Annotated in this window: 21 protein-coding genes; 7 read left to right on the forward strand and 14 right to left on the reverse strand. The window is 52.4% G+C overall.

All coding sequences use genetic code 11. The annotated features are described in order from the left end of the window. Positions 1-8: 8 nt before the first annotated feature. Positions 9-614: a helix-turn-helix transcriptional regulator gene (locus OGY67_RS22440; RefSeq protein WP_003827446.1), complete on the reverse strand. Its 606-nt coding sequence runs from the start codon at positions 612-614 to the stop codon at positions 9-11. Between the two features lie 371 nt (positions 615-985). Then, positions 986-1,744 carry an SDR family NAD(P)-dependent oxidoreductase gene (locus tag OGY67_RS22445; protein ID WP_032945309.1) on the reverse strand — a complete coding sequence of 253 codons (759 nt, stop codon included), beginning with the start codon at positions 1,742-1,744 and terminating at the stop codon, positions 986-988. 119 nt (positions 1,745-1,863) lie between these two features. Between OGY67_RS22445 and OGY67_RS22450 the strand changes: the two genes are divergently transcribed. The 3 genes from OGY67_RS22450 to OGY67_RS22460 all read left to right on the forward strand — a co-directional run bounded on the left by OGY67_RS22450 (position 1,864) and on the right by OGY67_RS22460 (position 5,493). Continuing rightward, complete coding sequence (locus tag OGY67_RS22450) at positions 1,864-2,763, forward strand: LysR family transcriptional regulator (RefSeq protein ID WP_008786405.1); 900 nt, start codon at positions 1,864-1,866, stop codon at positions 2,761-2,763. 71 nt (positions 2,764-2,834) lie between these two features. After that, positions 2,835-3,836 carry an inner membrane protein YhjD gene (gene yhjD, locus OGY67_RS22455; RefSeq protein ID WP_286574543.1) on the forward strand — a complete coding sequence of 334 codons (1,002 nt, stop codon included), beginning with the start codon at positions 2,835-2,837 and terminating at the stop codon, positions 3,834-3,836. A 334-nt stretch (positions 3,837-4,170) separates the two neighbouring features. After that, a complete protein-coding gene (locus OGY67_RS22460) occupies positions 4,171-5,493 on the forward strand; it encodes an MFS transporter (RefSeq protein ID WP_003023312.1) in 1,323 nt (440 codons plus the stop codon). A gap of 83 nt (positions 5,494-5,576) precedes the next feature. Here OGY67_RS22460 and OGY67_RS22465 read toward each other — a convergent pair whose 3' ends face one another. Then, positions 5,577-7,637: an AsmA family protein gene (locus OGY67_RS22465; RefSeq protein WP_286574544.1), complete on the reverse strand. Its 2,061-nt coding sequence runs from the start codon at positions 7,635-7,637 to the stop codon at positions 5,577-5,579. A gap of 78 nt (positions 7,638-7,715) precedes the next feature. Continuing rightward, entirely contained in the window at positions 7,716-8,483 is a 768-nt protein-coding gene (pdeH, locus tag OGY67_RS22470; protein WP_008786408.1) for a cyclic-guanylate-specific phosphodiesterase, read from the reverse strand. Between the two features lie 230 nt (positions 8,484-8,713). Here pdeH and kdgK point away from each other — a divergent pair, with 230 nt between their 5' ends. Continuing rightward, positions 8,714-9,643: a 2-dehydro-3-deoxygluconokinase gene (gene kdgK / locus OGY67_RS22475; RefSeq protein ID WP_286574545.1), complete on the forward strand. Its 930-nt coding sequence runs from the start codon at positions 8,714-8,716 to the stop codon at positions 9,641-9,643. Positions 9,644-9,742: 99 nt separating this feature from the next. Here kdgK and OGY67_RS22480 read toward each other — a convergent pair whose 3' ends face one another. The 4 genes from OGY67_RS22480 to OGY67_RS22495 all read right to left on the reverse strand — a co-directional run bounded on the left by OGY67_RS22480 (position 9,743) and on the right by OGY67_RS22495 (position 15,242). Next, positions 9,743-11,236 carry a M16 family metallopeptidase gene (locus OGY67_RS22480; protein WP_032945317.1) on the reverse strand — a complete coding sequence of 498 codons (1,494 nt, stop codon included), beginning with the start codon at positions 11,234-11,236 and terminating at the stop codon, positions 9,743-9,745. Between the two features lie 221 nt (positions 11,237-11,457). Continuing rightward, the gene (dctA, locus tag OGY67_RS22485) at positions 11,458-12,744 is read right to left on the reverse strand and encodes a C4-dicarboxylate transporter DctC (RefSeq protein WP_008786411.1); all 1,287 of its coding nucleotides are present in this window, start codon (positions 12,742-12,744) and stop codon (positions 11,458-11,460) included. Between the two features lie 157 nt (positions 12,745-12,901). Further along, a complete protein-coding gene (gene hmsP / locus OGY67_RS22490) occupies positions 12,902-14,908 on the reverse strand; it encodes a biofilm formation regulator HmsP (protein WP_071845232.1) in 2,007 nt (668 codons plus the stop codon). 226 nt (positions 14,909-15,134) lie between these two features. Then, a complete protein-coding gene (locus OGY67_RS22495; RefSeq protein ID WP_003827426.1) occupies positions 15,135-15,242 on the reverse strand; it encodes a type I toxin-antitoxin system toxin Ldr family protein in 108 nt (35 codons plus the stop codon). 425 nt (positions 15,243-15,667) lie between these two features. Here OGY67_RS22495 and megL point away from each other — a divergent pair, with 425 nt between their 5' ends. Together megL and OGY67_RS22505 are read left to right on the forward strand one after the other, a co-directional pair. Further along, entirely contained in the window at positions 15,668-16,864 is a 1,197-nt protein-coding gene (gene megL, locus OGY67_RS22500; protein WP_008786414.1) for a methionine gamma-lyase, read from the forward strand. Positions 16,865-16,981: 117 nt separating this feature from the next. Further along, a complete protein-coding gene (locus OGY67_RS22505; protein ID WP_008786415.1) occupies positions 16,982-18,280 on the forward strand; it encodes an SLC5/6 family protein in 1,299 nt (432 codons plus the stop codon). Positions 18,281-18,315: 35 nt separating this feature from the next. On the opposite strand, the gene OGY67_RS22510 is transcribed toward OGY67_RS22505, so the two are convergent. From OGY67_RS22510 to dppA, 6 genes are all read right to left on the reverse strand, one after another. Continuing rightward, complete coding sequence (locus OGY67_RS22510; protein ID WP_153752051.1) at positions 18,316-19,518, reverse strand: sigma-54 interaction domain-containing protein; 1,203 nt, start codon at positions 19,516-19,518, stop codon at positions 18,316-18,318. Between the two features lie 176 nt (positions 19,519-19,694). Continuing rightward, the gene (gene dppF / locus OGY67_RS22515; RefSeq protein WP_071446715.1) at positions 19,695-20,699 is read right to left on the reverse strand and encodes a dipeptide ABC transporter ATP-binding subunit DppF; all 1,005 of its coding nucleotides are present in this window, start codon (positions 20,697-20,699) and stop codon (positions 19,695-19,697) included. Next, positions 20,696-21,679 (reverse strand): dipeptide ABC transporter ATP-binding protein, encoded by a 984-nt coding sequence (gene dppD, locus OGY67_RS22520; protein WP_048236981.1) that lies wholly within the window; start codon positions 21,677-21,679, stop codon positions 20,696-20,698. The genes dppF and dppD overlap by 4 nt, the downstream gene beginning before the upstream one ends. Before the next feature lie 10 nt (positions 21,680-21,689). Further along, on the reverse strand, positions 21,690-22,592 hold the full coding sequence (gene dppC / locus OGY67_RS22525; RefSeq protein WP_003024315.1) for a dipeptide ABC transporter permease DppC: 903 nt from the start codon (positions 22,590-22,592) through the stop codon (positions 21,690-21,692). Between the two features lie 9 nt (positions 22,593-22,601). Next, positions 22,602-23,621, reverse strand: a complete 1,020-nt coding sequence (gene dppB, locus OGY67_RS22530; RefSeq protein ID WP_032945322.1) for a dipeptide ABC transporter permease DppB — start codon at positions 23,619-23,621, stop codon at positions 22,602-22,604. Between the two features lie 166 nt (positions 23,622-23,787). Beyond that, positions 23,788-25,395 carry a dipeptide ABC transporter periplasmic-binding protein DppA gene (gene dppA, locus OGY67_RS22535; protein WP_003827414.1) on the reverse strand — a complete coding sequence of 536 codons (1,608 nt, stop codon included), beginning with the start codon at positions 25,393-25,395 and terminating at the stop codon, positions 23,788-23,790. Positions 25,396-25,887: 492 nt separating this feature from the next. Between dppA and OGY67_RS22540 the strand changes: the two genes are divergently transcribed. Further along, the gene (locus OGY67_RS22540; RefSeq protein ID WP_125362777.1) at positions 25,888-26,145 is read left to right on the forward strand and encodes a hypothetical protein; all 258 of its coding nucleotides are present in this window, start codon (positions 25,888-25,890) and stop codon (positions 26,143-26,145) included. Position 26,146: the final 1 nt, after the last annotated feature.

A 26,146-nucleotide genomic window follows, 5' to 3' on the forward strand; every position in this document is an offset into this window, starting at 1 on the left:
ATATGTTCCTAGTAAATGGTGTTGTTTAACATCATTGCCGCCTGCGTACGGTTTTTTACCTCCAGGCGCTGGTACAACGATTCAAGATGGGCTTTTACCGTTCCGGTACTGATATTTAACAGTCGACCAATTTGTTTATTAGATTCTCCGGCGGCCAGCATGGTCAAAATCTCCCGCTGACGTGCGCTGAGCAATCTGATATTTTGCCCACCGCTTTCGGTAGCGGTTATGCAGTCTCTGGGGATAAACATCATACCCATCGCGACGCTATTGAGGGCCAGCGTAAAGGTTTCCGCGTCAGAATCGCGCGGAACAATGGCCAGCACGTTCAGTTTAGTGACCTCTTGCAGCCATTTTTTACGGCAGTCCGTTGCGGTCACCAGCACCTTCACCATCGCAAAGCGCTCTGCTATCTGTTGCAGCAAGCTACAGCAGAACTCAGCATCAAGGTCGCCGTCCAATATAACTAATGCCTCGGGTTTATCTTCCAGCGTCAGCCAAAGTTCATCTGCCTGACTGACACCCTGAACATCCACTCCTGGAATACGTTGCTGCAAACTTACATTCATTCCATGAATAAATATTGACTGCCTGTCAAACATTACTACCTGCATTATTTATCTCCATCCGAATAGGATATTAGCCTTAACATGCGGAAGGGTATTACCCATAGGGTAAAATAAGAAGTCACCATTTGGCGGGGGGCCATTTTACCGATAGACGGAGAAGAAAGAAGCAGAAGTTATGAATAGTTACAGCTCAACCCGAAGGATCATACAAAGGAGCAAAAACAGGTTCGAAAATTAGGGAAAGTCTTAATATTCGACGCTCATGATAAGACAATGAATATTAATTAATATGATTTTATATTTTTAGCTAAAAATAAGATATCTACGACAATGGATAAATCTGTTACAAAATACAATCTAGCATTAAGTGCTTATTCAACGCATGCCGTGACCTGTTGAATAAGCACCTTATGGGTTTACAGGAACATTCCGCCGGATACCTCGATACGCTGTGCCGTCATCCAGGCCAGTTCATCGCTAAGCAGCGCAGCAATGGCATCGCCGATATCATCCGGCAAACCAACGCGTCCCAGCGCCGTTTGCGATGCAATGTACGCATTCAATTGCGCATTATCCCGCACATTTCCGCCGCTAAAATCCGTTTCTATTGCGCCTGGCGCAATAATATTCGCCGTTATGCCGCGCTCTCCCAGCTCTTTTGCCTGATAACGGGTTAACACTTCCATCGCACCTTTCATGGCTGCGTATGCGCTGTAACCCGGTAGCGCAAAGCGGGCAAGCCCGGTCGAGACATTGAGGATGCGACCACCTTTATTCATCAGCGGTAGCAGGCTCTGCGTCAGGAAAAAGGGGCCCTTAAAATGGATGTTCAAAAGTTGGTCAAATTGCGCTTCAGTAAATGCCGGATACGGTGCGTTAATGCCGATTCCGGCATTGTTCAATAAATAATCAAACACGTTACTTTGCCACTGCGTTTGTAACGTTCCCTGCACCTGTTGAACAAACTGAGGGAATGTAGAAATATCACCGACATTCAACGGTAATGCCGCCGCTTTACCGCCAGATTGGCGTATTTCATCCACAACCTGCTGCGCTTCTTTTTCATTGCTGTTCCACGTCAGGATAATACCGATTCCTTTACTCGCTAGCTTCAGCGCCGCGTTTTTACCGAGTCCACGGCCGCCGCCAGTCACCAATGCGATACGTTGCGTCATAAGAAACCTCATTTCAGGTGTTGTGAAGATTGAGACAAAGCTTATTAGGTGATAGAAGAACAATAAATACTGCTAACTGCGCATTACTGTTTCATTTAGAACAACAATAGGGCATGAGAATGGATAAAATTCACGCAATGCAGTTGTTCATCCGCGTCGCAGAACTGGAGAGCTTTTCGCGTGCCGCAGACACCCTCGGACTTCCTAAAGGTAGCGTATCGCGCCAGATCCAGGCTCTGGAAAATCATCTGGGCACGCAGTTGTTGCACCGCACAACACGCCGCGTTCAGCTCACGCAAGACGGCATGATCTATTACGAACGCGCGAAAGATCTGTTGAGTAATCTGGATGAGCTGGATGGGTTGTTCCATCACGATCCGTCCAGCATCAGCGGCAAGCTGCGCGTTGATATGCCGGTCGGTGTAGCAAGAAACCTGGTGATGCCCCGCTTACCGAGCTTTTTGCATCAGTATCCGGGCCTGGAACTCGAACTCAGCAGCAGCGACCGTCTGGTGGATTTGATCCGCGAAGGTTTCGACTGTGTGGTACGCGTGGGTACGCTGAAAGATTCAGGGCTGATTGCGCGCCCGCTGGGGAAACTCACGCAGATTAACTGCGCCAGCCCGCAATACCTCGCCCGCTTTGGTTATCCGGAAAATCTGGAGGATCTTGCCTCGCATGCAGTGGTGCATTACTCGGTCAATTTGGGAACGCGTGCGCAAGGTTTCGAAGTGGCGACAGAAAACGGCACGCAATGGGTTAAAACCGGCGGCATGCTAACGGTAAACAGTACCGAAACCTATCACGCGGCATGCCTTGCCGGTCTGGGCATTATTCAGGTGCCGCGCGTTGGCGTGCGTGATGCCCTGCGCGCCGGTACGCTGGTCGAAGTGTTGCCGCAATATCGCGCCGAGCCAATGCCAGTCTCTTTGCTTTATCCGCATCGGCGCAACCTCTCCCGCCGGGTACATCTGTTTATGGAATGGCTGACTGGCGTGATGAAAGACTATGTGGATTAGTCCATTTTTCAGGATGCGCCCCTGAGCAGGCTATAATGTCATGAGTGAACAAAATAAGGACAACCGATCGGATGACGCAGGAACAAGACGCAAAACACCCTACGCCAGAACATAAACCAGCCTCCGCCGCGCCGGAGAAAAACGCTAAAGCGAACCAGGCGCTGAAAACCGCGCTGACCTTCGCCGATAAAATTCAACGCCAGCCCATCATCGCCCATCTTATTCGTGCCGCAGAGCGGTTTAACGATCGTATGGGAAATCAGTTTGGTGCCGCCATTACCTACTTCTCGTTTCTGTCGATGATCCCAATCCTGATGGTGTCGTTTGCCGCCGCGGGTTTTATTCTCGCTTCGCACCCTACGCTGTTGCAGGATATCTTCAGCGAGATTCTGCTGAACGTCAGCGATCCGACGCTCGCCTCTACGCTGAAAAACACCATCAATACCGCCGTTCAGCAGCGTACGACCGTAGGTTTGGTTGGGCTGGGTATCGCGCTCTATTCCGGCATTAACTGGATGGGGAACCTGCGCGAAGCGATTCGTGCCCAGTCGCGGGATGTTTGGGAACGTACGCCGCAGGATCAGGAAAAAATTTGGGTCAAATATCTGCGTGATTTTGTTTCCTTGATTGGCTTACTGGTTGCACTGATTGTTACTCTGTCCATTACCTCTATCGCCGGTTCCGCCCAGCAGATGATTATCTCTGCGCTGTATCTCGACGGCATCGAATGGCTGAAGCCCGCCTGGCGGCTGATCGGCCTGACCATCTCTATTTTCGCCAACTACTTGCTGTTCTTCTGGATTTTCTGGCGGCTACCGCGTCACCGACCGCGTAAGAAAGCGCTCATTCGAGGTACCTTTATCGCGGCGCTGGGGTTTGAAGTCATCAAAATGATCATGACGTATACGCTGCCATCACTGGTACAGTCGCCGTCAGGCGCGGCATTTGGTTCCGTGCTTGGACTGATGGCGTTCTTCTACTTCTTCGCTCGTCTGACCCTGTTTTGCGCAGCCTGGATTGCCACGGCGGAATACAAAGACGACCCGCGTATGCCGGGGAAAACACACCGCTAATCTTTGTTAACTGGCCGGATGGCGCTGCGCTGATCTGGCCTACGGGAGAGTTTTGTAGGCCGGATAAGCGCAGCCCCATCCGGCAATTATAATGCCGCCTGTTCTCACTGATTTAGTGAATAAATCCAACCCGTAACTTTTATTTAACCAAAAACCAGTTTTATCATCCAAGTTTTAAATTGTGTGAAGCATTTCATGGAAGTGAAATCTCAAGCCTAAAAATTATCCCCTTTTTGCTCCATTTTTGACCGATCTCAAAGTTTGTTACAGATTGAAATGTCTCTTTTGCTGTGCGTAATATGACCTTTCGTTCGGCCAAAAATAAGAAAATATTATGCAAGCAACAGCCACAACACTCGACAACGAACAGGAACACACCCCGGTCAACTCGCGCAATAAAGTTGTCGTCGCCTCGCTCATTGGCACCGCCATTGAGTTCTTCGACTTCTATATTTACGCCACCGCCGCGGTGATCGTGTTTCCCCATATCTTCTTCCCGCAGGGGGATCCGACCGCGGCTACGCTACAATCCCTCGCCACTTTTGCTATCGCCTTTGTGGCCCGACCAATCGGTTCCGCGGTGTTCGGACATTTCGGCGATCGCGTCGGCCGTAAAGTCACGCTGGTTGCTTCACTGCTTACCATGGGGATCTCGACAGTCGTCATTGGCCTGCTGCCGGGCTATGAAACTATCGGCATTTTCGCCCCACTGCTGCTGGCGCTGGCGCGTTTTGGTCAGGGTTTAGGTCTGGGCGGTGAATGGGGCGGCGCAGCGTTGCTGGCGACGGAAAACGCGCCACCGCGCAAACGCGCGCTGTACGGATCATTTCCGCAGCTGGGCGCGCCTATCGGTTTCTTCTTCGCCAACGGTACCTTTCTGCTGCTCTCCTGGCTGCTGACCGACGAACAGTTCATGAGCTGGGGCTGGCGCGTACCGTTCATCTTCTCCGCGGTGCTGGTGATTATCGGTCTGTACGTCCGCGTTTCATTGCATGAATCCCCGGTTTTCGCCAAAGTAGCCGCGGCGAAAAAACAGGTGAAAATCCCGCTGGGTACTCTACTGACAAAACATGTTCGCGTGACGATCCTCGGCACGTTCATCATGCTGGCGACCTATACGCTGTTCTATATCATGACCGTCTATTCGATGACGTTCAGTACCGCCGCAGCGCCTGTAGGGCTTGGCCTACCGCGTAATGAAGTGTTGTGGATGCTGATGATGGCGGTCATTGGTTTTGGCGTCATGGTGCCGGTGGCGGGCCTGCTGGCCGATGCGTTTGGTCGCCGCAAGAGCATGCTCATCATCACCACGCTGATCATTCTGTTTGCGCTGTTTGCCTTTAAACCGCTGCTCGGCTCTGGCAATCCGGTGCTGGTGTTCGCCTTCCTGTTGCTGGGCTTAAGCCTGATGGGTCTGACATTTGGCCCGATGGGCGCACTGCTGCCGGAGCTGTTCCCGACCGAAGTGCGCTACACGGGGGCGTCGTTCTCATACAACGTTTCGTCGATTCTCGGCGCATCGGTTGCCCCATACATCGCTGCATGGTTGCAGGCGAATTATGGTCTGGCGGCTGTTGGTACGTATCTGGCATCGATGGCGGCATTGACGCTGATTGCACTGCTGTTGACCCACGAAACCCGCCATCAGTCGTTGTAATTCTTTTGCCGGATGCGGTGTAACCACCTTATCCGGCCTGGGTTGAGCATGAAATCCAGGCCGGATAAACATCCGGCCAGACATCACTTCTTCATCTGCGACAGGATCGTCCGGCACTGATTCGCGTCACCCTCTGAAGGCGAAATCAGCGCCAACAAGGCTGCCGCGGGAGTAACTAACGTGGCTAATGCGGCAGCAACCGCACCGCGCGCAATCAGCGGTCCGGCCTTCACGCCAGCCCGCGGATTCTTAAATGTGCCGCGAACATACAGCGGCGAACGCAGAGTAATAATACGAATCCCTTTGCTCTCCGGATCGATGGTTAAATCAAGTTGCTCCGACGCAAAGCTCGCCGTACCAGTGACATTGATCACTGCGTTTTCCGTGTCGAAAGCAAAAATCTGCGGACGCGCCACGCCGTTAACAATATCCAGATTCGCCGCCGCGCAGTTCACCCGCACTTCGTCATCACCAAATATCTGCCCGACAAGATAGTTCCCCAGATTCAAGCCCACAATTTCCATCAGATTCCGGCTGATCAAGCCGTCATTCATCAGCAGTTTCAGGTTGCCATTGCTGTTACCCAGCAGCGCCGCTACCGAGTTTCCACTTCCGCTAAACCGGGCGTCCCCGTTCATTTCACCGAGCGTTTTCTGCATCAGTTCCACATCGGGCATCAGCGCTTTTAGCTTCAGCCGCCGCGCCTGAATATCCGCCTGCCCCCGCATCGGCTTTTTATCCCCTTCCAGATGGATGCTGGAGACAATGCTGCCTCCCGCAAGACCAAATTTCAGCGGTTGCAGGCGCAGGTCAGCATTTTTCAGGATGATATGAGTGGAGAGATCGCTGATCGGCAGGCTACTGCCATGCTCAATACGCCGTCCTTTGAAACGCACGTCAGCGTCCATCACGTTCCATTTATCGGTTTCAAAACGGTCATACGGCAAGACCTTGTCCGCTGGCTGAATGCTCTTCTCACCTTTGCGCTGTTCAGATTGTTTTGCCCGTTCCGCCCCTTTGCCTGAATCCACCCCGATCAGCGGCCCCAAATCGGCCAGCCTCAGCTGGCGTGATTCCACATCGCCCTTCAGCATGGGTCGCGGCTTACCGGTGGTATAGGCCAGCGTTCCGTGAATATCGCTGTCGCCAATGCGGCCATTGAAATCGCGATAATCAAAAACAGAGGATTTTTCCGGGTCAATTTTCGCCACCAGACGTCCGTCGGTTTCAAACGGCGGCGTATCCGGGAGCAGTACGCCGGTCAAATCGTACAAATCCCCTAGCGAATCTCCCGAGAATTTAAGCCGCAGATCCGCCCCGCCCATATTCATCGGATCGTTTATCGTGCCGATAAACGCTACGCGCGTATTGCCCGAACGGAAATCAGCCTGAATCGGGAAAGGCGTATCTTCGCCACGCAGCGCCAGCATTCCACCTATTTTTCCGCTACCGCTTAGCGGTTCGCCGTTATATCGTCCTTGCGCTTTCAGCCCAAACACGTAGTCCTCGACGCGGGCGTTGCTCTCTTTACCTTTTGCGCCGGTCACTTCGCTAAAGGGTAACGGTTTACCCAGCGGATCGACCAGGATTTCAATCTCCGACTTCGTCACCTTATCGTTAATGGCGATACGTCCCTGGTCGAACAGAATGTTATCCAGCCGGAAAGACCATGCTGATGGCGGCGCATCAGGATCGCGGTTTTCGTCCCCAGCTAAGTTAAAGGTCCAGTTATTGTTTTTCTCCGACAGGCGGATCAGCCGCGCATCGGGTTTGACCAGCTTGACCCACGGGAGCCAGACGGTTTTTGTCAGCAGTGCCAGCGGGGCGAGCGTAGCTTCAACACGCGGCAGATGCACCATGGTGACGTCAGGAATATCTGGCGGGTTGCCGAGGATAATATCTTCAGCATGAACATGCGGCCAAGGAACCCAGCTACGCCAGCCAGTTTCCTGCTTCTGGCGTTCCCAAACCACGCCCAGGTCACCCCGTATAGCAAAGGGCCGGTTGAGTTCTGTAGAGACTTTCTGGTTGATGGTCGGTTTGAGCCGGTTCCAGTCAAATGTCGCAATCACAATGATGAGTACGACGATCAACAACAAGAAAACCCCTATTACTGAAGTGGTTATTTTACCTGTTCTCGTCATGTCTAACCTCGTTACTTCCTTCCTTGCCTGTCCTAAAGATAGTCCAGCAGGATGAAAAGGAGGTGCACTACGCCCTCATCAAAGCGACAGGATCACCTCTTCAAGCGTATCCAGAGGCACTGGACGAGAGAGAAAATAGCCTTGCGCAGCGAAAGCCGGTGAGTTTTGCACATCGCGCCACTCTTCCAGCGTTTCAACGCCTTCGACAATGACACCGCGGCAATAGCGGTTCATGAGCTGTAATAGTAGTGTGAAGAGATTACGTCCCTCCGGCGTCTTGCGCAGCATGACGAACAGATCCCGCGCCACTTTGATATAGTCATAACTCACTTCACTAAGCGCCGAGAAGTTCGCCATTCCGGTACCAAAGTCATCCAGCCAGAGCGGGCCGAACTCGCACATTGAGGCGAACGACGACCCCTTCGGCAAGCGGATATGTTCCACCAGCTCAAAACGCAGCCACGGCAGGCCTTCAATTATTTTCAGGATTTCGGGATCCTGACGCATCGCAATGAGTGTTGGTCCATCGACATTCACTGAAGCCAGCAGGTTGTTGGCTCTGAAAAAGCCCCCTTTCAGCTCAAGCTGCAGAAGTTGCTCTTTCACTACATCAACACGATGCCGTACAGCCACTTCAGCAAAATAGCGGTCTGGTGCAATACGTTGGGAAGGGTTATCAGGATGGCTCACGACGGTCAGCAGCTCAACGGCCATCAGCCGTCCGTTGGTCTGGTAAATTGGCTGGTAGGTGTAAGCACGCTCGCACTGCAGCCAATAGCGTCTTTCCAGCAAGCTTTCAATACTCGCATCGGGCGTAATGAGCTGCTGGGTAACCTGCTTTATCATCTGAGATGTCCTGTAAATAAGAGTGTGACTGACCGGACTCGTCAAAGGTTATCGGCGCTCAGACGAAGAACTTTACGTTCAGCTGTGCGCAAAAATAAAAACTAAGCGGCAAAAACAACGCAGAACACGTGCTGGCTCAAAAAAATAATGGAACGATGTTTTAATATAGTTGACCACTTAACACCCACAGCGCACACTAACGCTAATTTTTTTCAGAGCAGGTTACGACTATGTCCAGAAAGATTGCCGTGATTGGCGAATGCATGATTGAGCTGTCACAGAAAGGCGCTGACGTTCAGCGCGGATTCGGTGGCGACACGTTGAATACATCCGTTTATATCGCCCGTCAGGTCGATGCGGCGGCACTTTCCGTACACTATGTGACTGCACTGGGTACCGACAGTTTTAGCCAACAAATGCTGGAGTCCTGGCAGGGTGAAAACGTAGATACCTCATTAATCCAACGCATGGAAAACCGCCTGCCGGGTCTCTACTACATTGAGACCGACAGCACTGGCGAGCGCACCTTCTATTACTGGCGTAATGAAGCCGCCGCAAAATTCTGGCTGGAGAGCGATCAGTCTGCCGCGATTTGCGAAGAGCTGGCGACATTTGACTACTTATATCTGAGCGGAATCAGCCTGGCGATTTTAAGCCCGGCAAGCCGTGACAAGCTGCTGTCTTTGCTGCGTGAATGCCGTGCCAACGGCGGAAAGGTCATTTTTGACAATAACTACCGCCCACGTCTGTGGAGCAGCAAAGAAGAAACCCAGCAGGTGTATCAGCAGATGCTGGAATGCACCAATATCGCATTCCTTACGCTGGACGATGAAGACGCACTGTGGGGTGAAAAACCCGTTACCGAGGTGATTGCCCGTACTCACGCTGCTGGCGTTCAGGAAGTGGTAGTGAAGCGCGGCGCAGACTCTTGCCTGGTTTCCATTGCAGGCGAAGAACTGATCGACGTTCCGGCCGTTAAATTGCCGAAAGAGAAAGTGATCGATACCACTGCGGCCGGAGACTCCTTCAGCGCCGGGTATCTGGCGGTCCGTCTGACCGGTGGCGATGCCGCCGAAGCCGCAAAACGCGGCCACCTGACGGCAAGCACCGTCATTCAGCATCGTGGGGCGATTATCCCCCGCGACGCCATGCCGCAATAATTTATTGTTCCTGTAGGCCGGATAAGGCGTTAACGCCGCATCCGGCACTGGGTAAGCCGGGAGCGCTTCACTTGCCCGGCTTACAGGTTACGATACCCTTTACTGTACAGGCGGGATATCCGTCACTTCAGGGTGTGATTCATCCGTTTCAACAGACGTTGCCGCTGCGGTAACGGGCGCCATAATGCTATCCCACGTCGCCTGCAGATCCTTCATATTGAATTCAGGTTCACCCTTCGGCTGCAGCAGAATTAACGCCATATCTTGCGACAGCTGCTGACGCAGGTCCTGATTCAGCATCTCAACGCTCAGGCTGTTGAGGAAGCTCTGGCGTAAACGCTGGTACTGTTCAGGCGCAATATCCACCACCTGATTTTGCAGCGAGCGCAAACGCTGGCTGATCAAAATATCGGTATCGGTACGACCATAGGTGGCAAACAGCTTCTGCAGTTCCAGATTCTTTTGCGCTACCAGCGCATTGAACTCTTCTTCCGGCAGTCCCTTATCACGCACTTTCGCCAGCTCACGCGCAACCGTACCCAGATTGGCGTTCAGCTTATCGTTCGGCGACTCCACGTTAATCGCGCACTGCGCGCGCAGGAACAGCACCCGGCAGTCAAATCCGAGGCCAATGTCTTTGGCATTGTTTTTGGTTAGCTCTTGCTGAATGTGCCAGAACAGCGCCTCACGAGCTAAATCAGCGCGCCAGTAACGTAACAGCGCGGCAGATTCACGGATCGGCTGCCACGGCGTATCCCACATAATAGACAGGCGATCCTGGCGTACCGCATCGGTCATAATACTCACGGCTTCTGCTCGCAGCGGAGAGAGCGTGGGAACCGGTGCAGGCGTTTCGCGTTTTCCTTTTAACTCGCCAAAGGTTTTATTGATTTGCTCAGCTACGCTGCGTGCATCAACGTTACCGACGATGATCAGCGTCATCGCGTCCGGGGTATACCATTTCTGGTAGAAAGACTGAATTTTCGACGCGTCTACCGGCGTTTTCAGCGGATCGGCGGGATCGTGCCCCAGCAGGGTCGATCCCTTCAGACGGTAACGCCACCACCCTTCTTTGGTATCTGACGGCCAGGTTGCAACCATATCTTCGCTATTCAGCGCATGATTGACCGTTTCAGAGGTGATGCTCAGTTTACCGGAGATATTTGCCAGATAAGAAAGTGACTCTTTCAGTAGGTCGTTACGGCTGTTAGGCAAACTGAGGTTATACAGCGTTGAATCATAGGAAACGATAACCGGCGGCATGGGACGTTTGGGATCGAACCCCTGCTGCCACAGTGAACGGGCTTGCGTGGCATCGAGGCCACCGCTTTGCGTCAGCGCGATACGCGGGATCGCATGGCTGAAACCACTCTGTTGCGCACTTTCGGTGAGTGAACCGGTATTGACCAGCAGGCGAACCTCAATACGGTCGCTCGGACGCTGGGGAGTGGCTAACACTTGCCACTGTAAACCATTTGCCAGCGTGCCCTGTTGCCACGCTGGATCAGGCTGGAGCGCATCTGCCTGCACATAGCCGGCAGTGGCCATCATCAGCAAGCCGCCCGCTAAAAGTCGAATTTTTGTGCCCTGCATGTGAACCCCTGATCAACTATCCTGGAAATAAAAAGACAGCCCTCGAAAGGACTCTCTGAATATGACGTTAAAAACACTTCGTGTTAGACCGCGAGAACATAAAAATGTCACGGAAGAAGTGAAAAAATCCCGAGCCGCCGAATCGACGGTTTCAGGCACAGGGGGTAATTATGCGCAAACGCCCGCAGTCCTGGAAGGGACTACGGGCATAAGTGACGAGATTAAGAGGATAAATCGTGCGTTTTGCCATCCGGCGCACGATTATTCAGCGTGTCATCCAGCTTTTTGGTATCCAATTCTTTCACCCATTTAGCCACAACGACAGTTGCAACACCGTTACCAATCAGGTTGGTCAGCGCACGGGCTTCAGACATGAAGCGGTCAATACCAAGAATCAGTGCCAGGCCTGCAACCGGTAAATGCCCCACCGCAGAGATAGTCGCGGCCAGAACAATGAAGCCACTCCCGGTCACACCCGCTGCACCTTTTGAGGAGAGCAGGAGCACCACCAACAGGGTTATCTGATGGAAGATATCCATGTGGCTGTTGGTCGCCTGAGCGATAAACACCGCCGCCATCGTCAGATAGATTGATGTCCCATCAAGGTTAAACGAGTAGCCCGTGGGTATAACCAATCCGACAACCGACTTCCGACAGCCCAGTTTTTCCATCTTATCGAGCATACGCGGCAGCGCAGACTCGGAAGAAGAAGTACCTAGAACGATCAGCAGCTCTTCACGGATATAGCGGATGAATTTAAAGATACTGAAGCCGGTTGCGCGCGCAATTGAACCCAGCACCAGCACCACAAACAGAATACAGGTGATGTAGAAGCAGATGATTAGCTGACCCAGTTGCACCAGCGTTCCGACGCCATATTTACCGATGGTAAAGGCCATAGCACCGAAAGCACCGATAGGCGCCAGGCGCATGATCATATTGATGATGCCGAAAATAACCTGCGAGAAACTTTCAATCACGTTGAAAATCATCTGGCCCTTGCTGCCCAGACGATGCAGCGCAAAACCAAACATTACTGCAAACAGCAATACCTGCAGGATGTTACCGCTGGCAAACGCGCCAATGACGCTCGCCGGGATAATATCCATCAGGAAACCTACGATCCCCTGGTCTTTTGCCTGTTCGGCGTAAATCGCAACCGCTTTGGCATCCAGCGTCGCCGGATCGACGTTCATCCCGGCACCGGGTTGCACCACGTTAACAATGATAAGACCGATGATCAGCGCAATCGTACTGACCACTTCAAAATAAAGCAGTGCAACCGCACCGGTGCGGCCTACAGCTTTCATACTTTCCATGCCTGCAATGCCGGTAACGACAGTACAGAAGATGACAGGTGCGATGACCATCTTGATGAGCTTAACGAAGGCATCACCAAGCGGTTTCATTTGGGCGCCTAATTCAGGGTAGTAATGGCCAAGGAGAATACCAATGGCAATCGCTGTCAGGACCTGAAAGTAAAGGCTTTTGAATATAGAGGTTTTCATAGGGTGTCCTTAAAGTAAAAACCACAGGTCTTGTAAGGTTTTGTTTAACCTGCGGCCTTAAAGTAACACCCACACAACTTGACAGAAATGTACCTGGATCATAATTGATACAAAAATGTTAAAAATTTTGAGCTGGCTCGCACAAGCGAGACCTTTTTTAACTTTTGTAATCAGCGCTTTCCGGCGCCAGATAACGTTCTTCGAAGATATTTGCCGGAACCGGTCTGGCAAACAGGAACCCTTGTGCCACTTCCACCCCGGCTTGTGATAGCCATTCACGCTGCGCTTCGGTTTCGACACCTTCGGCGATCATCTGCAAATTAAGGCTGTGGGCCAACTGAATGATGGCGGAGATCATGCTGCAATCCTCAGGTACTCCGTCGACAAACATCTTATCGATTTTGAGGACATCCACCGGTAGCGACTTCATGTGCTGCAGCTGTCGCAGGCCCGCATACCCCATGCCAAAGTCATCCAGTGCGATACGTACTCCCGCATTACGCAATGGGCGCAAAATGACCACCGCGGCGTGGGGATCATCGATATGTCGGCTTTCAGTCACTTCCAGGATCAACGTACCAGGCTTGATACGATAGCGGTTTAACAACTCCAGCAGGTCCGAGACCATACTCGGGTGCATCAGCTGTAGTGCGGACAAATTCACCGACAGCGGCAGCATCAGACCCCGTTCCTGCCACGCTGACAGCTGGCGACACGTCTCTTCCAACACCCAGTAACCAACCGTCACCATCAGGCCGCAGGACTCAATCCTGTCGATTAACCCTTCGGGCAGCTCCCAGCTTCCATCCGGCTGCTGCATCCGCAATAATGCTTCTGCGCTCAATACCTTACCGCTGGACATTTCCACCTGCGGCTGCATCCAAAGCGCGAACTGCTGGTTATCCAGCGCGCTGAGAATATCGTTCTCTTCCGTCAAACGCTGCTGCGCCTCTTCCATCTGTAACGGATCAAAGAACTGAATTTGATTTTTACCCTTATGGCGCGAGGTTAACACGGCCGACAGGGCGCGGCGGTAAAGCTGTTCTGCGGTCAAATCACCATAGAACATCGCTACCCCAATGTTGCAGGTAGGACGCAGTTGAATACCCTGAATAGGTAATCGCTCGTTAACGATAGTGAGTACTTGCTGACCTAGAGTAATAGCGTGCCAGGGTTCTTTTACGCCATGGGCGATGATGGCGAAGTCATAGCCACTCACCTGGGAAAGCACCATCCTGGGGGCTAATACCGATTTGAGTTTTTCGACCAGCGTAAGCAACAGGATTTCCCGCTGAGTTTCAGTTAACACACCCGCGGTATCACGTAAGGTTTCGCAGGTGACAATCATCAGCGCCGTCGTCTGCTGGCGGGTAACAACCTGCTCCAGCAACCCCATTAAAAACGACTTATTGGGCAGTTCAGAAACCGGGAAACGCATTGCAAAGTCGCTTTGCTCTTCGCTATGTCGCTGAATCAACTGCTGATTAAGATTGTAGCTACGCACCAGCATACCAATCTCATCATCCTGATGTAGACGCGGCAATGCCAGTTGATAGCCAATCAGATCCTGCTGTTGGATGTCGTTCAGCTCACGAGCAATTTTACGTAAGGGGTGCACAATCAAGCGGTTAATGCACCAGGAGATGGCGACGGTCAGTATTAACGACAAAAGTAAGTAAATGGTCACTAACGTAGAGAGCGTACTCATCACGAATTTGTACATGCGGTACGAATCCGCCTGCAGCACCAGATACGCCAGCGGTTGCGGGTTAGCTGAACGCTCAAGAGAATAGATCGGCAGCGAAATTTGTACCGGAAGCTCAAACAGGCGAGTCACCGTAACAGGAACGGGGCGTTCAGGGATAAAGCTCATCCGCAACGCCTGAAACTGATTGGGCAGCACCACATCGGCGCGACTGACTACACCCGCTGGCCGAATACTTTTTAAAATGGCTTCCGCTTCGGGAATATCCCCTTTCAGGATAGTGTCCGACAGAGGCTCACGGACGGAGCGAGCGATACTTTCCAGTTGCGTAGCCGTGTTATAGCGGTTTTGCTGGACCAGATGGAACAACAAAACGGTGCAAAAAATAAAAACGAACACCATAACAACGGCCGCAACCATTGCCATCTGCTTAATTGTTAACGAGCGACTGACACGCAAACTGACTCTCCACGGATAGACGAAACTGCCGTCAGAGTATACCCGATCGTAGCGGTATTAAGAGAGGCGGTATCTGAAAACTTCCCAGCGTGCATTATCGCGACAGGATAGGCACCTGGCGACGAGATTTATCTGCATTTAAGCCGAAAAAGGCCGCAAGGTCGCCCCCTGCGGCCTGGTTCGGGCGCATGTTGCCATCACGGCAGGCAGACGCCTACAAAGCGCATTACTTTCTGTTACGCAGCCAGCTCACAATCAGGCTGGCAATGGTGCCAGCGATGATTGGAGCCGCTAAATCGTGCCAGAAGGCCACGCCTAACTGTGCGAGCGTCATATAGCCGCCTGTGTTGCAATGGCAACTGTTCACGGCTATCCTTGAGTTGTTCAGGTTCAAGTCAGCCCCCGTTTTGTTGCCAGGTTTATACCGAACAACGTGCGGGGGTTTTCTCTTTCCAGCAACCGATGCCGCCGGGGATCAAGCCCCCGCAACATTGCGCCTCACCGGGAATTCCCGGCTTGCCGCTGATTCTACGGCAGCCCACTTGCCATATCACTGCGCAATATTGCGCTCTGCGTAGCGCCTCGCAATTCACCCATTTTCTTACCAGCACGCTGGAAAGATTCTTTCCAGTTGGCAATATTCCTGCCGACCATTAGTTCAGACAAAAACATAACACATTGATATCTATCAGTTCATTTTCTGGCACAGCGATTGCTATTTGACTGTGAGCTGTTCTGTTCCGAATTAAAGGAGATATCATGTCTGACTGTCGTACTTACGGATTCAACACCCAGATCGTTCACGCGGGGCAACAACCCGACCCTTCAACTGGCGCGCTTAGTACGCCTATTTTCCAGACCTCAACGTTTGTTTTTGACAGCGCCGAACAAGGTGCCGCCCGCTTTGCGCTCGAAGAGTCCGGGTACATTTACACCCGCTTGGGTAACCCCACCACCGATGCGCTGGAGAAAAAGCTGGCTGTACTGGAAAGAGGTGAAGCCGGGTTGGCAACCGCGTCCGGTATTTCTGCTATCACCACAACGCTGTTGACGCTTTGCCAGCAGGGTGACCATATCGTTTCCGCCAGCGCGATTTACGGCTGCACCCATGCGTTTTTGTCGCACAGCATGCCGAAGTTTGGGATTAACGTCAGCTTTGTCGACGCGGCAAAGCCTGAAGAAATCCGCGCCGCCATGCGACCAGAAACCAAAGTTGTGTATATCGAAACGCCCGCCAACCCAACGCTGTCGCTGGTCGACATTGAGACGGTTGCCGGTATCGCCCATCAACAGGGCGCATTGCTGGTGGTGGATAACACCTTTATGTCGCCGTACTGTCAGCAGCCTTTGCAACTGGGCGCGGATATTGTGGTTCACAGCGTCACCAAATATATCAACGGTCACGGGGATGTGATTGGCGGCATCATTGTTGGTAAGCAGGAGTTTATCGACCAGGCGCGGTTTGTAGGCCTGAAAGATATCACCGGCGGCTGCATGAGTCCTTTCAATGCGTGGTTAACACTGCGCGGCGTTAAAACGCTGGGCATTCGTATGGAACGCCACTGTGAAAATGCGCTGAAAATCGCCCGCTTCCTCGAAGGGCATCCATCTATTACTCGGGTGTATTATCCTGGCCTGACTTCGCATCCGCAGTATGAGCTGGGCCAGCGGCAAATGAGCCTGCCAGGTGGAATTATCAGCTTCGAAATCGCCGGCGGCCTCGAGGCTGGTAGGCGGATGATCAATTCTGTAGAATTGTGCCTCCTCGCGGTCAGTCTCGGTGATACCGAAACCCTCATTCAGCACCCAGCGTCTATGACACATTCGCCCGTTGCACCTGAGGAACGGCTCAAAGCAGGTATTACCGACGGGCTTATCCGTCTTTCTGTGGGTCTTGAAGATCCAGAAGATATTATTAACGACCTTGAACACGCCATCAGAAAGGCAACATTCTGACCAATATGGCCTGAACCGACGTCGTTCGGTTCAGGTTGTTGAGAATCAAGGCACAACAGTCTGGCAATACACGCGATCCTCTTTCGGGGAGAACGTGTATTTTGGGCAGGGGGTTCTATGCAGGACAACACATTACAATTAAGCAACAATACAGCAACCGCCGTACCATTCTCAAAAAAAATACCGTTTACGAAATACGATTTTGGCTGGGTATTACTGTGCATCGGCATGGCCATTGGTGCCGGAACGGTACTGATGCCGGTACAAATTGGCTTAACAGGCATTTGGGTATTTATCGTTGCCTTTATTATTGCTTATCCGGCAACTTATATTGTGCAGGATATTTATTTAAAAACATTATCAGAAAGCGAAACCTGTAATGACTACACGGATATTATAAGTCATTACCTGGGAAAAAACTGGGGCGTATTTCTTGGCGTCATCTATTTTCTGATGATTATTCACGGCATATTTATTTATTCCTTATCCGTGGTTTTTGACAGCGCCTCATATATTAAAACCTTCGGCTTGACCGAGGCCGATCTTTCACAATCGATAATCTATAAAGTGGCCATTTTTGCCGTGCTGGTCGCCATTGCTTCCGGGGGAGAAAAACTGCTGTTCAAAATCTCCGGCCCGATGGTGGTGGTCAAAGTGGGTATCATCATCGTATTTGGTTTTGCGATGGTTCCGCACTGGAACTTCGCTAATATCAGCGCCTTCCCTGAAGCATCGGTCTTCTTTCGTGATGTACTGCTAACTATCCCGTTCTGCTTCTTCTCAGCGGTGTTTATTCAGGTGTTGAACCCAATGAACATCGCCTACCGCAAACGGGTGGCGGACCGGGTGCTGGCTACGCGTATGGCAATCCGTACGCATCGCATCAGTTACATTACTCTGATTGCTGTCATTCTGTTTTTCTCCTTCTCTTTTACCTTTTCCATTAGCCATGAAGAGGCCGTTTCGGCTTTCGAACAAAATATTTCAGCACTGGCGCTGGCGGCTCAGGTCATTCCTGGGCAGATTATTCATATCACCTCAACGGTATTAAATATCTTCGCCGTATTAACCGCGTTCTTTGGTATTTATCTGGGATTCCACGAAGCGATCAAAGGTATTATTCTCAACGTTCTGAGCCGCGTCATTGACATTGAGAAAATTAATCCGTTGGTGCTTACGCTGGGTATTTGCACCTTTATTGTTATCACCCTGGTCATTTGGGTGTCATTTCGCGTATCGGTACTGGTGTTCTTCCAGCTAGGTAGTCCGCTTTACGGGATTGTGTCGTGTATTATTCCGTTCTTCCTGATCTATAAAGTAACGCAACTGGAAAAACTGCGCGGACTGAAAACCTGGTTGATCCTGCTGTACGGAATTCTGCTGTGCCTGTCGCCCTTATTGAAGCTGATTGAATAACCCATGTATATCGCGCCGTCAGACGCTGGCGGCGCTTAACCCACACTCTCCAGCTGATAACCGCGAATTTTATTCAGCACCGTGGTGTGCGACACGCCCAGCGCTTTGGCGATATGCCGTGACGACACATTATCTTCCACCATCTGTTCAATGAGCTGGCGTTCAGCACACAGAACCTGCTCTTTAAAAGGACGTTCTGTCGGGCCCCGCTCAACGGCAGGCAAATTCACCATCCCTAATTCTTCCCGCGTAATAACATCGGATTCAGCCATCAGCATCAGGCGAATAATGGTATTTTCCAGTTCGCGCACGTTTCCCGGCCAGGTGTGATGGTGCAGGGCATCAAAACAGGCTTTATCCAGAATGATCCGCCGCTGGAATTCCTTTGCGTATTTCTGCACAAAGTGGCGAATCAGCAGGCTGATATCCTGTGGACGCTCGCGCAAAGGTGGAATGGTCAGTGAAAGCACGTTGATGCGGTAATAGAGATCGGCGCGCAGCAGACGTTGTTCTACCATCTCTTCCAGATTGGCATTGGTTGCCACAATAATGCGCACATTGACCGGAATAATATGCGCTCCGCCAACGCGCCGAATCCCGCCATCCTGAAGCACGCGCAGGAGTTTAGCCTGTAAGCTCAGCGACATTTCGCCAAACTCATCGAGAAAAAGGGTGCCTTTATCGGCCATTTCAAACAGCCCTTTTTTGCCTTTACAATCCGCGCCGCTGAAAGCCCCTTTCTCATAGCCAAAGAATTCACTCTCCATTAGCGACTCAGGTAGCGCAGAGCAGTTGACCGGAATAAACGGATAAAAACGTCGCTGCCCGGAATTATGGATAGCCCGGGCCAGCAGCTCTTTACCGGTCCCCGTATCGCCACGGATCAGAACGGTATATTTGCTGTCGGCAATTTTTATCGCCTTTTCGATAAGCGCGTGCATGCTCTGGCTGCTGCAAATAATGTCAGAGAAATAGCGCGGGCGTTCCGGCTCCGGCGTTGACAGTTCGCTTATCTCCTCACAGAGGTAAGCGACATGAATAATATCGGCGCGCTGGCTTAAACAGGATTGCACACAGGAAATATCCTGTAGCTGGCGGCACCAGGATTTAATCAGGATCCGCCCAGGCGTGACTTTCATGGAGATGATATTGATATCACAGCAGGAAAATTCCTTCAGGACATCCTCAACCATCGACAGACGATCAATTGTTTTAATATCCCAGCGTATCGTGACCACATTTGCTCCTGGTAGTTAGCAACTGCGAAATAGATATTTTTGTGACTAGAGGGAATCTGACTACATTCTAGACGCTGTGGAATAATGTTCTGCCAAAGGACTCACATTGTGGATGTAAAGAGAAAATATAAAAAAACCGGAGCACAAGGCTCCGGTTATCGGGTCATAACCCAGGTTTATTGCTGTGGGTTTTCATCCTGGTCAACGGCAAAACAAGCCACCAGTTGACCGCCGTAATCTTTCAACTGCGGCTGAAGCTGGGTACACGGACCAAAGCGACGACGGCAGCGGGCGTTAAACGCGCAGCCCGGCGGCGGATTCAGCGGGCTTGGCAGTTCACCGGTCAGCTTGATACGCTCACGGCGATCGTCCGGGTTCAGACGCGGCGTTGCGGAGAGCAGCGCTTGCGTGTACGGATGACGCGGATTATTGAAGATTTGGTCCTTCGTCCCTTTCTCCACGCAGCGGCCTAAATACATCACCATCACTTCATCGGCAATGTGCTCAACCACCGACAGGTCGTGCGAGATAAAGACGTATGACAGCCCCAGTTCCTGCTGCAAATCCATCATCAGGTTCAGCACCTGCGCACGCACCGAAACGTCCAGCGCTGAGACCGGTTCATCGGCAATCACCACGTCCGGGTCAAGCATCAGACCGCGAGCGATGGCAATACGCTGACGCTGACCGCCGGAGAACATATGCGGATAGCGGTCGTAGTGTTCGGTTTTCAGCCCCACTTTCGCCATCATCGCCAGCGCTTTTTCACGACGCTCCTCTTTGCTGAGCGTGGAGTTGATCAGCAGCGGCTCTTCCAGAATCTGCCCCACTTTCTTACGCGGGTTCAGGGAACCGTACGGGTTCTGGAATACAATCTGGATTTTCTGCCGACGCAGCTTTTGCGCCTGCGGGTCGTGCTTAAGCAGATCCTGTCCCTGGTAATACAGCTCACCGCCGGTCGGGACTTCAATCATCGTCAGCAGGCGGCCAAGGGTGGATTTCCCACAGCCCGACTCGCCTACCACCGCCAGCGTTTTACCACGCTCTAAGGTAAAGGAGACGCCGTCCAGCGCTTTCACCAGGCGCTCCGGGGCGAACATGCCCTTTTTCACCGGGTAGTGTTTTTTCAGATCAATAGCCTGCAACAGCGGCTGTGACAAAGCGGCCTTTTGCGTACTCATAGCCCAGGCCTCCCGGCATCATCAAGTGGGTAGTGGCATTTCGACTGACGACCGCCTTCCAGCAGGTTCAGTTCAGGTTCTTCAGCGCGGCATTTGTCGGTCGCATAGGGGCAGCGTGGGTTCAGCAAACAGCCGCTCGGGCGGTCATATTTCCCGGGAACCACGCCCGGCAGCGAGGCCAGACGTGCTTTATCCTGAGCAAACTCAGGCAGCGCACGCAGCAGCGCCTGGGTGTAAGGATGACGCGGCGCGCGGAAAATATCCTGCGCGGCTCCGGTTTCTACCACCTGGCCGGCGTACATCACGATGATTTTGTGTGCCGCTTCAGCCACCAGCGCCAGATCGTGCGTGATTAAGACCAGCGCCATGTTCTCTTTTTGCTGCAATTCCAGCAGTAGCTCGATGATCTGCGCCTGAATAGTCACATCCAGCGCCGTTGTCGGTTCGTCGGCAATCAGCAGTTTCGGACGACAGGCTATCGCCATCGCGATCATCACGCGCTGACTCATCCCACCGGACAACTGGTGCGGATATACATCCAGACGCGAGGCCGGATCGGGGATCCCCACCAGCGTCAGCAGGTCTATTGCCCGCTGAACACGCGTTTTTTTGTTGCCGCCCTGGTGCACTTTAATGGCTTCCATAATCTGGTAGCCGACGGTGTAGCAGGGGTTAAGGCTGGTCATCGGGTCCTGGAAGATCATCGCCACTTCCGCACCCACTAACTGGCGACGCTCTTTCTCAGAGATGCGCTTCAGGTCGCGACCATTAAACTCCAGATTTTCGGCCATAACGCGGCCTGGGTAGTCAATCAGTCCCATAATCGCCAGCGAACTGACGGACTTACCAGAGCCGGACTCTCCTACAATGCCAACCACTTCACCCTGATTCACACTGTAGCTAATGCGGTCTACGGCGCGGAATTCGGAACCTACGTCGCCGAAATGCACCGATAATTTATCTACATTTAATAACGCCATCTCGAACCTCTTACTGCTTCAGTTTGGGATCGAGCGCGTCACGCAGACCGTCACCCATCAGGTTAAATGCCAGCACCGTCAACAGGATCGCCAGCCCCGGGAAGGTCACAACCCACCAGGCGCTTTGGGCAAACTGCAGAACGTCAGAGAGCATGGTGCCCCATTCCGGCGTAGGCGGCTGTGCGCCCATCCCCAGGAAGCCGAGGGCAGCCATATCGAGAATGGCGTTAGAGAAGCCAAGCGACGCCTGAACAATCAGCGGCGCAAGACAGTTAGGAAGAATGTTGACGAACATCTGGCGCATCGCGCCGGCTCCCGCCACGCGAGATGCAGTGACGTAGTCGCGGTTAACCTCCACCAGCACGGCGGCGCGCGTCAGACGCACATAGTGCGGCAATGCCACGAACGTCAGCGCCAGCGCGGCGTTGCCAATCGAGGGGCCAAATACAGCCACCAGCACCAGTGCCAGCAACAGGCTCGGCAATGCCAGCATGATATCGACCACACGCATGATGACGTTATCGACAATCCCGCCAAAGTAACCGGCGATCAGCCCAAGAACCACGCCCATCAGCAGGGAGAGTACTACCACCAGACAGCCGACCAACAGCGACAGACGCGCACCGTACATCAGGCGGGACAACACGTCGCGGCCCACATCATCAGTACCAAACAGATGGGCCATGGTTCCGCCTTCCTGCCACGCGGGAGGAGCCAGCAGCGTATCGCGGAACTGGTCTGCCGGGTTGTAGGGTGCGAGGACGTTGGCAAAGACCGCAATCAGGATCATCACCACAACGTACACCAGCCCAACAACCGCACCTTTGTTGCGTTTAAAATAGTGCCAGAACTCCTGCAGCGGAGTCATCGGCACCGGTGCAGCAATAACTTTATTTTCAGTAACCTGTGACATGATGGCCCCTTACTTCTTATGCCGAATACGCGGGTTCACCACGCCGTACAGCAGGTCTACCAGCAGGTTGACGAGGATAATCATCGTCGCGACCAGCAGTACCCCGCCCTGCACCACCGGATAATCGCGGCGTTGCAGCGCATCGATCAGCCAGCGCCCCAGTCCCGGCCACGAGAAGATGGTCTCGGTCAGAATCGCCCCGGCCAGCAGCGTACCAACCTGCAGGCCGATAACGGTCACCACGGGCAGCATCGCGTTACGCAGAGCGTGAATAATGATGACGCGCATACGGGTCAGGCCTTTGGCGCGCGCGGTACGGATGTAATCTTCACCCAGCACTTCCAGCATCGATGAACGGGTCATACGCACAATGACCGCCAGGGGAATGGTACCCAGCACCATCGCAGGCAAGATCATATGCGCCAACGCATCAATAAAGTTGCCCTCTTCACCCCAGATGGCGGTGTCGATCAGCATAAAGCCGGTTAGCGGATTGGAATCATCAAGGAACACCATGTCGCTCACCCGCCCAGAAACTGGCGTCAGGTTCAACTGCACGGAAACCAGCATGATCAGCATCATGCCCCACCAGAAAATCGGCATAGAGTAACCGGTCAGCGCCAGGCCAACTGCCGTGTGATCGAAAATGGAGCCGCGCTTAACGGCAGCAAGTACACCCACTGGGATACCCACTGCGACGGCGAAAATCATCGCGCAGACGCCGAGTTCCAGCGTTGCTTTGAAGCGAGGTACGAACTCTTCCCACACCGGTAAGCGGCTTTTCAGTGAGATACCTAAATCACCATGCATAACCCCCCAGATATAGTGGAGGTACTGCTGCCACATCGGCTTATCCAGACCGAGTTCAGCCAACAGTTGAGCATGACGCTCAGGGGAGATCCCACGTTCACCCGCCATGATCATAACCGGATCGCCGGGGATCATATGGACGAAGGCAAAGGTGAGAAGAGTGATACCGATAAACGTGGGGATGACGAGTCCCAAACGTCGGAGAATGAACTGCAACATAACCCGGATTCTCTCTAATGACGCACGGCCTGGAACCGTGAGTCTGTATTGCTCACAAATCTTATCCCACGCAAACTGCATCGCGGGTAAAGCATTACGCCGGAGGGCGCTGCGCTTATCCGGCCTACACAACACCGGGGCGCAGCGCTTCCTTAATTGCTTTTAATTATTCGACAGAGACGTTTTCGAAGTGGTGTTTGCCTAATGGATCAACCACATAGCCTTTCACTTCTTTACGCACTGGTTCGTACACGGTGGAGTGAGCAACAATCAGAGCCGGAGCCTGGTCGTGCATAACAACCTGAGCTTGCTTGTACAGTTCAATACGTTTGTTGTGATCGTCGGTCGCACGCGCCGGCTGGATCAGGTCTTCAAACGGCTTGTAGCACCAGCGAGAGTAGTTAGAACCGTCTTTCGCTGCCGCACAGCTGAACAAGGTCGCGAAGAAGTTGTCCGGATCCCCGTTGTCACCGGTCCAACCCATCATCACCGCCTGATGCTCACCCGCTTTGGCGCGTTTCAGATACTCGCCCCACTCGTAGGTCACAATCTTGGCCTGAACGCCAATTTTCGCCCAGTCAGCCTGAACCATTTCTGCCATACGACGTGCGTTCGGGTTATATGGACGCTGTACCGGCATAGCCCACAGCTCAACGGTAAAGCCTTTGTCCTGACCAGCTTCCTTCAGCAGCGCTTTGGCCTTCTCAGGATCGTAGGTGTAGTCTTTAACGTCGTCGTTATAGCCCCACATGGTCGGCGGGATCAGGTTTTTCGCGGCAACGCCAGCGCCCTGATAAACCGCTTTGATGATCGCTTCTTTGTTTACCGCGTAGGTCAGCGCCTGACGGACTTTCACGTCATCAAACGGTTTCTTCTCGGTATTGAAAGAGAGGTAGCCCACGTTCAGACCCGCCTGCTCCATCAGGTTGATGTTTTTATCCTGCTTCATGCGCGCGATGTCTGCCGGGTTCGGGTACGGCATCACCTGGCACTCGTTCTTCTGCAGTTTGGCGTAACGCACGGAAGCGTCAGGCGTAATGGAGAAGACCAGACGGTCGATCTGCGGCTTGGTGCCCCAGTAACCTTCGAATGCTTTATACAGAATACGGGAGTCTTTCTGGTACTGCTGCAGCTGGAACGGACCGGTACCAATTGGGTTCAGATCCACTTTCTCCGGAGAACCGGCTTTCAGCATGTTGTCAGCATATTCTTTGGAAAGAATAGAAGCGAAGTCCATCGCCAGGTCAGCCAGGAACGGCGCTTCCGGGCGAGTCAGCACGAACTGAACGGTTTTATCGTCCACTTTTTTCACTTCGGAGATCAGATCCGGCAGACCCATCCCTTCGAAGTATTCATAGCTGCCGCCAGAGACTTTATGGTACGGGTTCTGGGCATTCTTCTGACGATCGAAAGAGAACACCACGTCATCGGCGTTAAAATCGCGCGTCGGTTTAAATTCTTTGTTGTCCTGCCACTTCACGCCCTGACGCAGGTGGAAGGTGTAGGTTTTGCCGTCTTCGCTGATTTCCCACTTCTCAGCAAGGCCCGGGATCACTTCAGTCGTACCGGTTTTGAACTCGACCAGGCGGTTATAGATCGGTACGGAGCTGGCATCATAGGTAGTGCCAGAGGTGAAAAGCTGCGGGTTAAAGCCTTCAGGAGATCCTTCTGAACAATAAACCAGAGTTTTAGCCTGTACGCTTGCTGCGACGGTCATAGCCACCAGGCTCAGACCAAGCTTCAGCATCCCTGACTTCTTCAAGGAAATACTCATTCTTCTGCTCCAATGTGATGTTTGTTGTTTTACCCTTTGCAGTGGGTTTGCACCGCCTGGCCTTTTTTGTTTTTTACCCGGCCGGGTCGGCGTTAAGAGGATGGGGATTCCGTTCACATAAGCGACTGAGTTGCAGTGCGGATTCTCCATGAAATGCCCCTCATACCCTACAATCTGTCAACAGAATGTGAAAACGTCAATACAGGTCACCGTGATTTACGCCAACGGTGAGAATTCACAAACAAAGATTAAAAAAAGTGCGGAAGGACATTTTCAGCAGGGAAATTTGTGCTACGCGCACTATGCCAGAATAAACATCTTCATATTTCGCAACATTTGGTGATTAACATTTATGCAATTTATTCAAACTTTCTAAATTAATGCTGCATATCTGAGCGATTAATACCATGAACGTTAAAGCGCACAGCGGAAAATGCCAGCTTCAGCCATAAGTAGCGCAAAAAAAGTTTCAAGCAAATATAAAAAAAGGCAATGGAATATGTCACAGAATCGTTAACAGTCAGTGGGAAGTGGTGCACAATTTTTGCAGATAAAATGAAGGTCAAACGTGGGGTCGGAAAAACACAAAATACGCCCTGCCAGCGCTTCGCCTGTAGGCCGGATAAGGCGCTTGCGCCGCCATCCGGCAATGTCTGTTATAGCGTGATGTTTTGCCTGATGGCGCTTCGCTTATCAGGCCTACAAAAGCCACAAATGCAAAAAGCCCGCTCAGAGAGCGGGCTTTTCTAAT

Source organism: Citrobacter sp. Cpo015 (assembly GCF_030333035.1).
GTDB lineage: Bacteria > Pseudomonadota > Gammaproteobacteria > Enterobacterales > Enterobacteriaceae > Citrobacter > Citrobacter portucalensis.